The organism is Clostridium novyi NT, from assembly GCF_000014125.1.
Taxonomy (GTDB): Bacteria; Bacillota; Clostridia; order Clostridiales; family Clostridiaceae; genus Clostridium_H; species Clostridium_H novyi.
Genome location: NC_008593.1, coordinates 1,199,926 through 1,215,663 on the forward strand (window position 1 = coordinate 1,199,926; position 15,738 = coordinate 1,215,663).

20 protein-coding genes and 1 pseudogene are annotated in these 15,738 nt (G+C 26.3%); 13 read left to right on the plus strand and 8 right to left on the minus strand.

Annotated elements, in window-relative coordinates:
• The first annotated feature begins 119 nt into the window (after positions 1–119).
• The 12 genes and pseudogenes from NT01CX_RS05590 (at position 120) to NT01CX_RS05635 (ending at position 8,597) form a co-directional block, all read left to right on the plus strand.
• Entirely contained in the window at positions 120–647 is a 528-nt protein-coding gene (locus tag NT01CX_RS05590; RefSeq protein WP_011722076.1) for a ClbS/DfsB family four-helix bundle protein, read from the plus strand.
• Positions 648–826: 179 nt separating this feature from the next.
• Complete coding sequence (locus tag NT01CX_RS12240) at positions 827–976, plus strand: hypothetical protein (protein WP_011722078.1); 150 nt, start codon at positions 827–829, stop codon at positions 974–976.
• 64 nt (positions 977–1,040) lie between these two features.
• A complete protein-coding gene (locus tag NT01CX_RS12245; protein ID WP_187146701.1) occupies positions 1,041–1,214 on the plus strand; it encodes a hypothetical protein in 174 nt (57 codons plus the stop codon).
• Complete coding sequence (locus NT01CX_RS12250) at positions 1,178–1,360, plus strand: hypothetical protein (protein ID WP_011722079.1); 183 nt, start codon at positions 1,178–1,180, stop codon at positions 1,358–1,360. The genes NT01CX_RS12245 and NT01CX_RS12250 overlap by 37 nt, the downstream gene beginning before the upstream one ends.
• Positions 1,361–1,415: 55 nt before the next feature.
• A pseudogene (locus NT01CX_RS05600) lies at positions 1,416–2,096 on the plus strand (MBL fold metallo-hydrolase); the annotation flags it as partial.
• A 230-nt stretch (positions 2,097–2,326) separates the two neighbouring features.
• Positions 2,327–2,890 (plus strand): class I SAM-dependent methyltransferase, encoded by a 564-nt coding sequence (locus NT01CX_RS05605; RefSeq protein WP_011722081.1) that lies wholly within the window; start codon positions 2,327–2,329, stop codon positions 2,888–2,890.
• Between the two features lie 105 nt (positions 2,891–2,995).
• Complete coding sequence (locus NT01CX_RS05610; protein ID WP_256995290.1) at positions 2,996–3,607, plus strand: nucleotidyltransferase domain-containing protein; 612 nt, start codon at positions 2,996–2,998, stop codon at positions 3,605–3,607.
• Positions 3,608–3,691: 84 nt separating this feature from the next.
• Complete coding sequence (locus NT01CX_RS05615; protein ID WP_011722083.1) at positions 3,692–3,892, plus strand: ATP-binding cassette domain-containing protein; 201 nt, start codon at positions 3,692–3,694, stop codon at positions 3,890–3,892.
• A 204-nt stretch (positions 3,893–4,096) separates the two neighbouring features.
• The gene (locus NT01CX_RS05620; protein ID WP_242648504.1) at positions 4,097–4,606 is read left to right on the plus strand and encodes a GNAT family N-acetyltransferase; all 510 of its coding nucleotides are present in this window, start codon (positions 4,097–4,099) and stop codon (positions 4,604–4,606) included.
• Positions 4,607–4,695: 89 nt separating this feature from the next.
• Entirely contained in the window at positions 4,696–5,139 is a 444-nt protein-coding gene (locus NT01CX_RS05625) for a hypothetical protein (protein WP_011722085.1), read from the plus strand.
• A 52-nt stretch (positions 5,140–5,191) separates the two neighbouring features.
• Complete coding sequence (locus NT01CX_RS05630) at positions 5,192–5,683, plus strand: GNAT family N-acetyltransferase (RefSeq protein WP_011722086.1); 492 nt, start codon at positions 5,192–5,194, stop codon at positions 5,681–5,683.
• 19 nt (positions 5,684–5,702) lie between these two features.
• Positions 5,703–8,597 (plus strand): DUF3427 domain-containing protein, encoded by a 2,895-nt coding sequence (locus tag NT01CX_RS05635; RefSeq protein ID WP_011722087.1) that lies wholly within the window; start codon positions 5,703–5,705, stop codon positions 8,595–8,597.
• Between the two features lie 92 nt (positions 8,598–8,689).
• Here NT01CX_RS05635 and NT01CX_RS05640 read toward each other — a convergent pair whose 3' ends face one another.
• From NT01CX_RS05640 to NT01CX_RS05650, 3 genes are read right to left on the minus strand one after another with little or no spacing between them, the layout of a single operon-like run.
• Complete coding sequence (locus tag NT01CX_RS05640) at positions 8,690–9,400, minus strand: hypothetical protein (RefSeq protein ID WP_011722088.1); 711 nt, start codon at positions 9,398–9,400, stop codon at positions 8,690–8,692.
• The gene (locus tag NT01CX_RS05645; RefSeq protein WP_011722089.1) at positions 9,360–10,244 is read right to left on the minus strand and encodes an ATP-binding cassette domain-containing protein; all 885 of its coding nucleotides are present in this window, start codon (positions 10,242–10,244) and stop codon (positions 9,360–9,362) included. The genes NT01CX_RS05640 and NT01CX_RS05645 overlap by 41 nt, the downstream gene beginning before the upstream one ends.
• Positions 10,245–10,261: 17 nt before the next feature.
• Complete coding sequence (locus NT01CX_RS05650; RefSeq protein WP_011722090.1) at positions 10,262–11,806, minus strand: hypothetical protein; 1,545 nt, start codon at positions 11,804–11,806, stop codon at positions 10,262–10,264.
• Positions 11,807–12,099: 293 nt separating this feature from the next.
• Here NT01CX_RS05650 and NT01CX_RS05655 point away from each other — a divergent pair, with 293 nt between their 5' ends.
• The gene (locus tag NT01CX_RS05655; protein ID WP_011721549.1) at positions 12,100–13,539 is read left to right on the plus strand and encodes an IS1182-like element ISCno1 family transposase; all 1,440 of its coding nucleotides are present in this window, start codon (positions 12,100–12,102) and stop codon (positions 13,537–13,539) included.
• Between the two features lie 63 nt (positions 13,540–13,602).
• On the opposite strand, the gene NT01CX_RS05660 is transcribed toward NT01CX_RS05655, so the two are convergent.
• The 5 genes from NT01CX_RS05660 to NT01CX_RS05670 form a co-directional block, all read right to left on the minus strand.
• Positions 13,603–14,001: a (deoxy)nucleoside triphosphate pyrophosphohydrolase gene (locus tag NT01CX_RS05660; protein WP_011722091.1), complete on the minus strand. Its 399-nt coding sequence runs from the start codon at positions 13,999–14,001 to the stop codon at positions 13,603–13,605.
• A 298-nt stretch (positions 14,002–14,299) separates the two neighbouring features.
• Positions 14,300–14,437, minus strand: coding sequence for a hypothetical protein (locus NT01CX_RS12255; protein WP_011722092.1), 138 nt, complete (start codon positions 14,435–14,437; stop codon positions 14,300–14,302).
• 18 nt (positions 14,438–14,455) lie between these two features.
• Positions 14,456–14,617, minus strand: coding sequence for a hypothetical protein (locus NT01CX_RS12260; RefSeq protein ID WP_187146702.1), 162 nt, complete (start codon positions 14,615–14,617; stop codon positions 14,456–14,458).
• Positions 14,618–14,771: 154 nt separating this feature from the next.
• Positions 14,772–15,014 carry an aldehyde dehydrogenase family protein gene (locus NT01CX_RS12435; protein WP_011722094.1) on the minus strand — a complete coding sequence of 81 codons (243 nt, stop codon included), beginning with the start codon at positions 15,012–15,014 and terminating at the stop codon, positions 14,772–14,774.
• A gap of 327 nt (positions 15,015–15,341) precedes the next feature.
• A complete protein-coding gene (locus NT01CX_RS05670) occupies positions 15,342–15,668 on the minus strand; it encodes a hypothetical protein (protein ID WP_011722095.1) in 327 nt (108 codons plus the stop codon).
• Positions 15,669–15,738 lie beyond the last annotated feature (70 nt).

A 15,738-nucleotide genomic window follows, 5' to 3' on the forward strand; every position in this document is an offset into this window, starting at 1 on the left:
TTGTGTTGCAGAGTATATTTTCTGATTGCAAAAATTACGGATTGTTGTAAGTGTTTTATACTAAATTTTAAATTTAAGGCTAGATAATATAAATAGGTATTTAAAAATGAGGTGTTAAATTGGCAGAATATCAAAATAGACAAGAATTAATTTTAGAAATTTCAAAGCGCGCAAAATTATTTATAGAAGAATTTAATGATATTAATGAAAAAGATAAAGATAGGTTAATTGATGGAGTTGACAGAACACCTACTCAAATGATTGCTTATCAGTTGGGGTGGATGAATCTTATTCTTGATTGGGAGAATCAAGAACAACAAGGAGATATTGTTATAACACCAACTCCAGATTATAAATGGAATAATCTTGGTGGACTATATGATAGTTTTTATAAACAATATGAGGAATATACCCTTAAAGAGTTATGTACTATGTTTATAAAGGCAGAAGAGCAAATAATTCAATTGATTAATAAGTATACAGATATTGAGCTATTTCAGCAAGGAGGAAGAAAATGGTCGTCATCAACTCCTTCTAATTGGCCAATATGGAAATGGATACACATAAATACGGTTGCACCTTTCAAGTCTTTTAGGACAAAGATACGAAAGTGGAAAAAGTTACAACAGGTAGAGTGTAATTATTAGGTTAGCTTAAAAAAGTAAATCTAGCCATGAATGGGGCTCAAATGTTCATATACTTAACTAATGCTATTACAGGAAAAGGTCTATCAGTATGGAGAAGTCATCTTATAAGTAGAGCTGCTGAAAATTAAAGATTTCTTATTAGTTCAAACAATGCTCATGAAAAGCAGCATTGTCCTACTATGTTAGTTGCTCCAGATGGTGAAGTGATTTCGGAAATAGTTTCAAGTGACTTACGTATAATTAGAGAAATTATAGATACGGATAAGATTTCTAATTGGTATTTAAATCAAGCTAGGAATGATGTTGTAAAAATAATTTCAGTAGAATAAATAGTAATTTGATACTTACATTAATTAAAGTGTTAAACAATTGTAAATAAGTAGGTAACAAAATATGAGGGAGATATATTATGAAGAATTTAAAAGTAAAACATCAAAGAATAAAAAAAAATTAACAGATGTTCAAATAAAACGTTTAGAAGAATTTAATAGAATTCGTGAAGAGCTGCTGGAACAAGGATATAAAGAAAATTGTTTAAGTGTGAGTACTTTAAAAGCAAATGTTTAGAAAATTATTTTTTAGCTATGTTTGGTGTAGTTCATATTGTAGCAGGAGGTGGAGACATATATATTTTATGGATGATTCGTAAAGCAAAGAATGCAATAATAGTTGATCATCCTTATTTAGTAGGGTGTGTTGCATTTGAAAAATAGTAATTGAGGAGGACAAGTATGATAGAAGTAGAAAAGAAACTTAAAGTTTTTTTAAGGATTGATAGTAATAGACGCTATTTGGCCATCAGAAAAAGCTTTTGAGGCAATAATAGATGCAATTAAAGATGTAGGTTGGAATCCTGATACAATAAAAAAACTGGTTTTGACACATGGACATGTTGATCATACAGGATGTGGGAGATGGTTTGTTGAAAAGTATAATGTTGATACATATCTTTCTAAATTAGATGATATTTTTTGGAGAAATCATCCAACAAAACCTGATAGACCGGAAACGTGGAAAGATTATAAAATTGATATTTATGTTGATGATGGTGATACAATAACATTAGGTGATAAAACAATATATGTTTATGGAACACCTGGACATACTCCTGGAGGATTAAGTTACATATTTCCTGTAAAAGAAGATGGAAAGCTACATATGGCAGCATTATGGGGAGGTACAACACCACCATGGACAAAAAATGAAGTAAAACAATATCTCAAGTCATTGGATTATTTTATTGCACAAGCAATGTGTAAAAAAGTAGATGTTGCTTTAAGTAATCATACAGCTATTGATAATGGCTTGGAACGTATTATGTATTCAAAAACAAGAATGAGTTATATGCCTAATATTTATATTATTAGGCAGGATGGATTTCGAAAATATTGCCAGGTATTTCGTACGCTGAGTTATGATATTCTGGAAAATAATAATTTATTAAAATAAGAAATTTATATATAACAGAGAACATCTATCAATAAATGGTAGGTGTTTTTGTTTTGATAAAATTAAATGAGGAGATCGTAAAAGCTATTGAATTGATGACTGAAATTTTAAATTTATTGTAATATTTGATACAATCATACAAGAATATTATGGTAAAATAATATGTACTAATATTTAAAAAATATTTTCATAGTTTAATAGAAATGCTAATTTAAAAGGGAGATTTAAAAATGAAGTACATGGGAGACAGTAATTGGTGGGATGAACGATTTAAAGTTAGAAAGTTAAATATAATGGATCATGAAAAAATTTTAGAAGAAGATATTCTGTATTTCCCTAAAAAAGGCAAAATTTTAGATCTTGCTTGTGGTGATGTAAGAAATAGCATTTATTTAGCAAAGTTAGGATATGAAGTGTTTGCTATAGATTTTTGTAAAGAAGCACTAAGTAGATTAAACTATTTTGTAAAAAATGAATGTTTTAAAATAAAGACTAAATTAATGGATTTATCAAGGGATGACGTATTTACCAATCTAGATAAATTTGATGGAATTATAATTAATCATTATAGATTAAATCCAAAGTTATATAGTGATTTAATGAATCATATTAACACAGGTGGTGTTTTATGGGTTAATGGATTTAGGGAGGTTCCTAATGATAATCTTAGTATCACTCAATTAGATATATTAAAAGAAAATGATTTTATAGCTTTAGGTAATTATAAATTAGAAAATAAAAAACTTTATAACATAGGTGAAAGAAAATTTATTAGATGTATTTGGAGAAAATAAATGTAATTAAAATGGCATACCAAATTCGTTAAGAGTAATAAATATTCATTACTCTTAACAGAAGGTTTATTAACTTAGGGGGTAATAATTATAAAAGATAAGATAATAGAGTATATAATTAATAAATATGAACCACATACCATAATTGTGTACGGGTCTTATGCAGATGGTTCTAATGGCATAAATAGTGATTTTGATGCATTGGTAATTACAGATAAACAAACCATATTTCATGATCAAAATGAAGTGGATGGAATATTATTAGATGTGTTTATTTATAATACATCACATTTCAAAAATGAGATAAATTATGAAGAATATGTTCAAATACATGATGGAAATATAGTATTTGATAAATACGGATTAGGAAAACAACTGCAAGAAAAAGTTTGTGAATTCATTGAAAACATGTCTAAAAAGTCTAAGGAAGAAAAAGAACGGCAGGTAAAATGGTGTGAAAAAATGCTTCTTCGTGTTGAAAGAAATGATTCAGAAGGTTACTTTAGATGGCACTGGCTATTAGTGGACAGTCTTGAAATTTATTTTACCATTTGCGATGAATATTATTATGGTCCTAAAAAAAGTATTGCAAAAATAAAAAAAGAAAATCCAAAAGGTTTTAAATATTATAACAATGCGTTAACTAAATTTAATTATGAATCTTTAAAACAATGGATAAATTATTTAAGATATTTACTTAATAAATGTGATGAGTAATATTGTTATATAGAATTGAATTTTATTTTTAAGTGAAAGGAGAGTGAACTAATATGAGAAATATTATTTTAAACAATAAATAATATGAAAGATGGTATTGAAACAATGATTGGTGAGAGGGGAACTATCTTATCTGGTGGTGAAAAGCAACGACTTTCACTAACTAGATTATGGTTTCATAAAAATAACATTGTAATATTAGATGAAGCTACTTCAGCTATGGATAATATTACTGAAGAATTGCTAATGGATGAAGTTATTAATTTATTAAATATTAAAAGATAAGACTGTTTTAGCTATTTCACATAGACTTAATTCCATTAAAGAATTTGATAGAATTATTGTTTTTAACCAAGGAAAAATAGTTGGACAAGGAATATTTGCTGAATTAATGAAAAGTAATTCGTATTTTATTAATCTTTATAATGGTTCTGTCTTAAATTGCGACATTGAGGACATTGGAGGAATAGATTAATGTTATTAGAGTATATGAAACAAAAATTAAAATTAAATCATCTAGAAGTTAAAGATAATAACTATGAAGATATATTCAACTTATATAAAGGGAATAAGGAGTATGCAAAGTTATCTAATAATTATCCTATTACTATGGAAAATGTAAAAAATGATGTTGAAAATGGACCTACTTGTATAGATATTACTCGTAAAAAATTTATAAGTATATACAATATTTATAATGAGTTAATAGCAGTATTAGATATTATAGACGGATATAGTTTTCAAGATAAAAATAATAAAAATGCAATTTGGATTGGATTATTAGAAATAGATATAAATAAGCATAATACAGGACTAGGAAATCTAATTGTTAATATTTTATTTGATGTCTGTAAAAAGAATAGCAAAACAATACTTCAATTAGGTGTAATAAAAGAAAATACTAAGGCTTTAGATTTTTGGAAGAAGGTTGGATTTAAAGTTTTTATAGAAAAAAATAATGGTGAGTTTGATTTGCTTTTAATGGAGAAATCCATTTAGGTGCCTGACCTAACCCGAAATATGTAACATTAGCACATTATTTATTCAAAATAAAATGAAGATTCTAGTATAAATGGAGGAAGTCATTAATGAGTGAACATTCAGTTGAAGATAGTTTAAAGGCTTGGGAATTTAATGCCGAATTTTGGGATAATTGTATAGGTGATGAGTCAAACCAATTTCATCGAGAAGTTGTAAGACCAAGAGTAAGTGAATTGATGGATATTTCAGATATATCTATATTGTTTCAATGTGTAAATTGCCTTCTTAAAGAAGATGGTATATTTGTATTTGCTACACAACATCCTTGTTTTGTCACTTTAACAGAGAAATATTTGTCTGCGAGTAGTTATAATGGTGAGGCTATTTCAGGTCAACCAATGTTACAATGTTACTACCATCGTTCATTACAAGAAATATTTAATCTGTGTTTTCAAAGTGGTTTTGTAATTGATGGTTTTTATGAAGAATCTTTTGGAGTTAAAGAAAAACCAGATGTAATAATTGTTCGTGCAAGAAAATGTAATATATAAACTTCACTTTGAAGGGATAATAAACATTAGTAGTTATTTAGGAGGTAAAATCATGCTTATAAGATCAGCTGAAATTTCGGACGAAGAAAAAATATCGGAGCTAATAGCACAATTTAGAGTAGAATTAAAAGAGCTTAAAAACATTAAATCAACCTTAAATATAGAGCAAGCTAAGGAAGAATTTAGAGAATATATGGATTCTAAATTTCCTATTTTTATTGCTGAAGACAGTACAGGAAACTTTTTAGGATACTTAGTTTGTAGAATTGATGGAAACTTAGTGTGGGTGGAATCTTTGTTTGTTGATAATAATGAAAGAAGGAATAAAATTGCATCGAAACTATATAAAGAGGCAGAAAAAATTGCAAATAACTTAGGAGGTTATACAGTTTTTAACTGGGTTCATCATAATAATGATAAAATAATAGCATTTTTATCCAAAATGGGATATAATGTTTTAAATCTTATTGAAATAAGAAAGCCTTGGAAAAATGAAGTGTTAACTAAAAAAATATGTGTCGGAAATCATGAATATAATTACTAAATCATAGGGGAAGAAAGTTATGAAAGTAAATATCAATGAGGCAATTACAGTTGATTATAAAGAAATCGAAGAATCAAGTATTAGAAATAAGGATATAGAAGAAAAATATTTAGTAGATAAGAGTCTTATAACTAATTCTGAAAAAGGAAATCTTTTAAATGAATTAAAGAAGTGTTTAAGTGAATGTGAAAAGTTCTATTTTAGTGTTGCATTTATTAACTTTAGTGGACTTCAATTATTACTAGATAGTTTTAAGGAATTAGAGGAAAAAGGGGTAAAGGGTAAGATTATAACTTCCACTTATCTTAATTTTACTGAACCTAAAGCTTTAAAGAGAATAAAAGATTTTAATAATATAGATTTAAAAATATTTGTAGCAAGTAATGAAAAGGGATTTCATACTAAGGCATATATATTCGAAAATCAAGATGATTATAAAATAATTATAGGATCATCAAATATAACTCAAAGAGCACTAAAAAGTAATGTTGAGTGGAATGTTAAGGTAATATCCAAAAAAGAAGACAAGTTCTCTTGTAATGTTATTAAAGAATATTTAGAGTTATGGGAAAGTACTTCCTTTGTAGATGATGAATTTTTAAATAGCTATAATAACTTTATACAAGAAATTAGAAAGACAGAAAAGAAAACTTTAGAGTTTAAAAACTATGAAATAATAAAACCTAATTATATGCAAAATAGGGCAATTAGTAATCTAAATAGACTTAGACTTCAAGGAGAAGATAAAGCACTTGTAGTTGCAGCTACAGGTACTGGAAAGACATATATGTCTGCTTTTGATGTAATTAATTATAATCCTAAAAGGATGTTGTTTTTAGTACATAGAGAGGATATTTTAAAAGGTGCAGAAGCTACTTTTAGAAAACTTGTTAAAAATAAGAATAAGACCACAGGTTTTCTAACTGGAACGAGAAAAGACTTAGGTTCAGATTATCTATTTTCTACCATTCAGTCTATGAATAATAATTTAGAGAGTTTTAAAGCAGATGAATTTGAATATGTCATTATAGATGAGGCACATCATGCAGCTAGTCCATCATATAAAAAAGTTATGAATTATTTTAAGCCTAAATTTATTTTAGGAATGACTGCTACACCAGAAAGATGTGACAATGAAAGTATATTTGAAATTTTTGATGAAAACTTAGCTTTAGAAATACGACTTAGTGAGGCACTTGAAAATGAGCTAATAGTTCCATTTCATTACTTTGGTATTACAGATATTGAAGGTATTAATCTTGAAGATGTAGATATTAATGATATAAGTGAGTTAACTAAAAGATTAAAGGTTAATGAAAGAGTTGATTTTATAATAGATAAAATGAATTTCTATGGACATGAAGGGGAAAAGTGCAGGTGCATAGGTTTCTGTGTAAGTATTGAACATGCTAAATACATGACGGAGGAATTTAATAAAAGAGGAATAAAAAGTGTACATTTAACGGGAGAAAATTCCCCAGAGGAAAGAGAAGGATATATAAGAGCTCTAGAATCAGAAGAAGATGATTTAGAAGTCATATTTACTGTTGATATTTTTAATGAAGGTGTAGACATACCGTCTATTAATTTAGTTTTAATGTTAAGACCTACAAATTCACCTATTGTTTTTATTCAGCAGCTAGGAAGAGGACTTAGAAAACATAGCGATAAAACTTTTTTAACGGTACTAGACTTTATAGGAAATCACAATAAAGCTTTTTTGATAGCATTAGCCTTAAATGGTGGTAGATACTATGATAAAGATAGCTTGAAAGTATCTGTAGCTAAGCAATTTCAGAATATACCGGGATGTACAAACATTCAAATGGATAGGATAGTTCAAGAAAGAATTTTAGAACAATTAAATAATGAAAACTTTAATTCTATGAAATATTTAAAGGAAGAATATTTAGAATTTAAAAAGTTAAATGGGGGAAAAGTACCGTACTTATTGTTAGATTATATTAAATATGATGGGGCGCCAGAACCTTTAAGATTTGTAAGTAAAGATAAAACATATATAGGATTTGTATCACGAATAGAGAAAGATAAAGAATTACAAAAACTATTGCAAAATGAGACTTTTTATAAGATATTAAGACAATTTTCAAGTAAGTTGCCATTAAAAAGGATATATGAATTCAGTATTATAAAGTATTTAATGTGCAATGAGAGTATAAATTTAAATGAAGCTAAAAGAGAGATATTAAAGCACATAAATCGTGTAGATGATAAAAGTATAGTACATGCTTTAAAGGTGTTAAATCAAGAATATGATGATTCAGGACAGTTGAAAAATAATATAAGATGTTTTAATTTAGATAATGGAATTTTAACTGTTACAGAAGAGTTTAAGAATATAATGAATGATAAAAAATATAGAGTTTATATAGAAGATGTTATAAATTATGGCGTTGTAAGATATGAAAAAGAATTTGGAGAAGAATACTACGGAGTACCATTTTTAAAGCTATATGAGCAGTATCAAATGGTAGATATTGCACTTTTATCTAATTATACTAAGACACATAGCTCATTTAGGGGAAGTGGGCTTTTAGCAAATGGTAAGGATTACTTTTTATTTATAGATCTGCATAAAGAAGAAGATATAAAAGAAAGTATAAATTACAATGACAAGTTCATAAACAGGCATACATTTCAATGGCAAAGTCCTAATAATACTTCTCAAGAATCAGAAAGAGGAAAAAATATTATATACAATAAAGAAAGAGGAGTTAATCTACATCTATTTATAAGAAAGTATAAGAGTATAGATAGAATAGTACAACCTTATATTTACATTGGAAAAGGAGATGTAGAAGAATTTTATGGTGAAAAACCTATAACTACAATATTAAAATTAGAAAATAAAGTTCCAAATGGGATATATACAGAGTTTATAGAAAAAGTATAGCAATAAAATGCTATACTTTTTCTATAAATAAAATACCTTTCAATTATTTAATTTGTATGATTGTGCCTGTTAGAGAGATTTTTTATTAGGTTTTAAATTTTACAAGAAATTTTGCAAGAAATAAATACAAAAATACAGCTTAAAATTATTAAAACTATTCTATTTATTATGTAATATAAGGGAGATATAGTGTAATAAAAATTATTTGCATGAGCTCCAATTGAAAATATTTTAAATATTGCACCGCCTGATAAAAAATCTACAAAGAAATAGGAAGTTAATATTAATATAGCTGCATAAACATTCTTCAAAACTGTCATAATCAATAACACTAGAGAAGATAAAAACAATATATTTGGTATAAATCTAATGCTTAAATATAGATTGGTTATATCTAAAAAGGATATATTTCTATAATAAAGTAATCCTGTAATAAAAGATCCTATTGAAAAAATTAAAGTATAAAAAATCCATCTATAAAGTAATATATAATTAATATTATTTCTATTATAAAATGTCAAAAGTTTATAGATTTCAGTAGTATAGTCTTTATAAAAAACATATATTATCATAAATGCAGATATTATAGGAATAGTATAATCATATAAATTATCAAAACCTTTTAACATATGAGATTGTGATATCATTTGTAAGTAATTGTATGGTATTGGACAAAGTAATGAATTAATCAGCAATATTATCAAAATCAAACAACTAATCTTTAATTTATATTTTTTCACGTCAAATATTTTAAAGTAATTATCATAAATTATTCTGTTGTTTTTGAAAATATACATAAGCATTTTCTAGGGAAACCTCCTTTTCGGGTTTACTATTTTCAATATTTATATTATTTTTAATGAATTTAAGTTTAACATATTCATTATCTAAACGTTTTTCTTCAAGTACAATTACCTTATTTTTAATATCTTCTATATCCTTAATGTTACAATTAACAGTATAAATTTCTTTTGAAGTTTTTGATATCATATCATCAACAGAACCATTGAATGCTATTTTTTTATGATCTAAAATTAAAATATTTTTACTATATAGTTCAGCATCCTCTATTATATGAGTTGATATTAATGTTATCCTATCATGTCCACATTTAGCTAAATAGTGCCTAAATTCAATTCTTTGTTCTGGATCTAAACCAACAGTTGGTTCATCAATTATTACTAAATTGGGATTACCTAGCATTGCTTGAGCAATTCCTAGTCTTCTTTTATATCCTCCAGAATATTTTCTGAAAGGTAATTTTATGACTTTATTTAAGTTAAATGAAGTTATAACTTCATCAATGGCATTATTTTTATCAATTCCTTTAATTCCTTTAAGGTCACATACATATGATAAAAAATCATGACCAATAACATTTGGAAATATCTCGAAATTTTGAGGAAGATACCCTACTTCTTTCAAGCTAACATTTTTTATATCTAATAAGTTAGTACCATTTAAATAGGCTTCACCATTTAGTGGTTTTCTTAATCCTGTAAGTATACTCATTAAAGTAGTTTTGCCAGCGCCATTATTGCCTAAAAGGGCAGTAATGCCATTAGAACATGTGAAAGATATATTACTTAATACCTTTCTATTTCCATAAGAAAAGTTAATATTTTTAATTGATAATGTATTATCCATAATTATTTCTCCTATCTCTATTTTATTATTAAAGTGTCTTCAAATATTTGTATAAAAGGATTTAAATCCTTATTATTAGAATTATCTTCCCAAATAGAGCATATAACTTTTTTATATTTATGATTTCTTAAAAAGTCTAACTGTTTTTTAGATAAATTTTTAAGATTATTTTCATCCTTAATAAGGTTTGATATAGAGGATTTGAAATATTTTAGCTCCATAGCTGTAGGTATTATATATTCAATATTGTTAAGAGTATATTTTTTATATTGTCCTGAGAATAAGTTTAAACCTAAAGATTGTCCTTTGAATTTATAAATATTATTACTGCAATTAAGCAGATTTAAATTGGAATATATTGAATTATAAGCCTTCACAGAAATATCGAAATCAATTAAAGAGTTTTGAATTCCTATAGGATACCAATAAAAATATGTTATTGGTAGGTTAGTGGCATATTTACTAACATAATAAATAGGGGAACCAATATTATTTACAACATCAACAAATCCTGTATATTTAATTAAAATTTTTAGCTTGTCTCCTTTAGTGCAATTGTGTTTAATCTGTAAGGTATTATTTTCATGATTAAAGGTAGATTGTACTTCATTTATTGATAAAGACTTTACATTAAACAAATCATCAAATAACATATTAATGTTATCTGAATTTTTATTAATTTTTATATTTATTGTAACAGTGTTTTCTAAAGTGTTTTTTAATTTAAGATTCATATTATATGATTCAATAGTATAATTAACATCTTTTAAAGATTCGTATTCCTTTAAGTAAGTGCTTCCATGATTAAAACTAAAAAATACGTTTAGGCATATACAAAGGGCAGTAAAGCAAACAAATAAACTAGAATATAATCTTTTTATATTTTTATTAAATACACAAGTTAAAGAAAAAACAAATAGAGCTAAAAATACTACAAATAATTTATCAAAATAGTATGCTTTATTAAATAAATGTCCACAAATATTACTTATATCTACCATAGTAAAGTCATCATAAATATTAAAGAGTTTCCATATAGGATTAATAGAAAAATTATATGAATGATATGCAAATAATGAGTATATAAAAGGTGATACAATCATTGAAGTGCTATTTTTAGATATGCTACCCACACAACAGCCAAGTGTAGCTGCTAACACATTAGATAAAGTCCAAAGTATGAAAAAATGGAGCACCCCAGTTACAACAAATTTTAATTGAAAAATAGGATTTTTTAATATTAGCATAGTTAATACTGGAATTAGTGAAGTAATTGTTGAAACTATAATACTAGAAAGTATTATGCTTACTTGCTTTTTTAACAAGTTTTTTTCTAAAAAATTAAGTATAATATAGTTCTTATATGTAACATATGTACTTATGATAAGAAAAAATAAATTTGAACAAACAAATCCAAAATAGAATACTTGGCTAAATTGAAAAATTGAAGATTCAAGAACAGAAGATTGTTTGTATAACAAAAAAACATTAAAAAATAATGAAATAAAAAATAGTGGATTTTTAATCATTATCTTTATATAAAATTTAATTGTTTCTTTCATATGGTCTTTTTAATAAGGTTAAATCACCTTATTTCTCCTTTCATGTATATTCTAATTATTTTAATATTATGTAAATTATAACATAATATAACTTATTTTGAAAAGTTATTATTATTTGTAAATATAGAAAAAGTATAGCAATAAAATGCTATACTTTTTCTCAGGCTGTTGATAAACATAATTTGTCAACAGCCTTTTTACATTTATTACAAAAAGGGTTTTTAGTTTTTATGTAGAATATATATTTTAGAACAATAAATCTTTTAGCCCGTTAGGGCTCCTACGGAGGAAAAATGCTTACTAATAATGAAAGAAAACAAAATCAATTAGAACTAGTTTATATAGAAAATTTAGTACCTGAAAATCACATACTTAGAAAGATAGATAAATACATAGACTTTTCATTTATAAGAGATTTAACTAAGGATTTATATTGTGCTGATAATGGCAGACCATCAGTGGATCCAGTTGTATTATTTAAAATGCTTTTTATAGGATACCTATTCGGTATACGTTCAGAGCGTCAGCTTGTAAAAGAAATCCAGGTAAATGTAGCTTACAGATGGTTTTTAGGATATGGACTTACTGATAAAATACCAAGTCATTCCACTATAAGCCAGAATAGAACAAAAAGATTTAGTAATACAAATATACATCAAGAAATATTTGATAATATTGTATTTCAAGCTATTAATAGAAACTTGGTTGATGGCAAAATTCTATATACTGATTCTACTCACTTAAAAGCTAACGCTAATAAACATAAATTTATTAAAAAAGAAATAACTAAATCCACAAAGGAATACTTTGATGAATTAGAGAATGACATTAATAAAGATAGAATTAATCATAATAAAAAGCCTCTAAAAAAAAAGACTAAAATAGCTGAAACTAAGGAAATAACAGTAAGTACAACTGATCCAGACAGTGGATATATGGTTAGAGATGGAAAACCTAAAGGCTTTTTTTATTTAGATCATAGAACTGTTGACGGAAAGTATAATATTATAACAGACGTTCATGTTACTCCCGGGAATATAAACGATGTAGATCCTTATGTTAAAAGAATAGAAACTCAAATAGAAAAGTTTAATTTTAATACAAAATATTTAGTAGCAGATGCCGGATATTCTACGAATCCTATTTGTAAACAAATTTCAGACAAAAATTATCAAGGTGTTTTTGGGTTCCGTTTAGGACCCCATGTTAAAGGAAAATATACAAAATATAGATTTCAGTATGTTAAAGAATTAGATGGATATGTGTGTATTAATAATTGCTTTTTAAAATATAGAACTACTACGAGGGAAGGTTATAAAGAATATTTAAGTAATGCGGAGCATTGTGCTTATTGCAAATATAAAAATAATTGCTTAACATCTGATAAATCCATTAATAGAACTATACGTCGTCATGTTTGGGAAGACTATAAAGATCAAATTTTTAGCTTTACTAAAACAGAAAAAGGTAAAAGTATTTACAAACGACGTAAAGAAAAGATTGAGCGTAGCTTTGCTGATTCAAAAGAATTACATGGGCTACGTTATTGTCGCATGCGAGGAATTAAAAATGTTTCTGAGCAGTGCCTACTTACAGCAGCAGTTCAGAATATGAAAAAGATAGCCATGGTGCTATCGCATTATTTTTTGTGTACATTAATTCAAATTTATTCCAAATTAACATACATAATAAATATTTTTCGAATGCTATCGCATAAAAGAATTTTGGCGTAAACAAAAGCCCCCAATTGTTGGGGGCTTTTTGAACAATCTGAGAAAAAGTATAGCAATAAAATGCTATACTTTTTCTATGCTTAATTGTTTCATTGCAGGAATATCTGCTGGAGCCCATTTAAGGGAAGATAGATTTTCTCTATGTAGCCAGATTAACTTAGAATGCTCATTTGCTGTAGGAATCCCTTGTACCAATTTACACTTAACAGTAATTAAGTTTACTATAAAGTCATCATATTCATGTGTATTATTGTGAAATTCTTCTATAAATTCAACAGAGCAATCTAATTCTTCTCTTATTTCTCTTTCAATGGCATCTTTTAATGTTTCGCCTTGTTCTATTTTACCACCAGGAAATTCCCAACTGTTTGGAATGCTCATTTTAGGTGATCTAAGTGCGCATAATATTTCTTTATTATCATTTTCAATAATAGCTCCAACAACTTTTACTAATTTCTTCATTATATCCTCCTAATGTTAACTATATTTATTATGTCAATACAATTATAGCATATTATATAAATTAAATTATTACAAAGACTTAAAAGTGAGACTTAAATAAAATGTGCAATAATTGGAATTAAAAATTGATATATAAGATGGTTTTAATATGGATGTTATAAGAGAGTCCCAGGTGTATGACCAAGAGACTTTTGTGTAGTTATATTTTTAGAATTAATTATAGTACAACTTTGTGCCAGATATGTAATGAAAATTACAAATTCTAAATAAAAAATCTCACGCAAATGCGTGAGATTTTTTATTTAAATTCGTTATTTTTCACAGAGTGTTTTTTGGAGTTAGGATTATGATTTTGAGCTTCAGCTGTAATAGGGATTTGATAATTACATTTTTCTTGTCTTGCTTTTTTGTTATCTGGTTGACTATCTTTTGGCATAATATCACTTCCTAAATTTTAATCATAAAATGTAGGTTTAACTTTTTTGTTTCCTGTTTTAGCTTTACCTTGAATTTCTGGTACAGGAGGAACATCATTTTTAGGGAAATGAGTTTTACTATTACTTTCTGTACCATGTGGTTCTTTTGGATTTGGACGACGCATTCCTGCTTTAGCCATATAATCTACCTCACTTATTTTAATGTTCAAGTTTAGTATATATAGATTTAATATTTTTATACTAAGAGAAATTTATTTTCCATGATAATTTCCAATGCCCGATGTACCAACACCTCCAAAAGGAAGGGAATCATTAGCTAAATGCATAATAGTGTCATTTGCTACAAATAAAGAAAATAAAATCAAACTTTTCTTCAAGTATTTGTTCGTTAATTTCAATATCTCCTAATATTATGTTTGTATATTCCTCTCCAAATGTACTTTTTATAATATTTTCCAATACTTTAGAGGTTTCAATAGAATACTCAGATGGTTTTAAGATAACGCAGTTTTCAGTAGAAATTGCTCCAATTAAAGGCATAATTGATAATTGAAAAGGGTAATTCCAAGGAGACATAATAAGTACAACCCCATAAGGTATATTTAATATAAAGGATTTTCCTAAAAAGTTTACTATAGAAGTTTTTGCTTTTTTAGGTTTTGACCAAGATTTTAAATTTTTTATATGCTTATATTCTGAAATCGATATCTTTAGTTTTATTGCTATTGAAAAAGTTACGCTGATTTAATACTATATTTTTGATATTCAAATGAAAGCACCTCTTTAAAACATTAAGTATGTATAATCAAATGTAAAATGGAGCATTTAAGAATTAAAAAGCTGTCTTATTTTAATATAAGGCAGCTTTTTAATATAGGATATAAATATAATTTTAATGAATGTTTATTTAAGGCCAGCTATTCTTCCTTTTAATGATTTTACACGACCAAGAACATAATTAGTTAAAGCATTTATGTCATCTTTCATGTTAGCTGGTGCATTAGATATAATATAAGATATATCTAATCTATTCATTTTAACTTTTTTTGCGATTTCATTAACTAAAAATCTATTTTTTACTTTCCAATATATAGTATTAAACTCATCTGCTTGCTTTTTATTGTAGTAGTTTTTTTCTATTCCAAACATAAATAAATCAGCAGCTGCTTCTAATTCTTCCATATCTTCAGCTTCTAAAGTTTCTTCAATTAAAGAATCAAATTTTTTCATAAATTTACTTCACCTTTCTTAATTAAAATAATAATATTATTAACAAATAACTTAAATATGTACAATGATT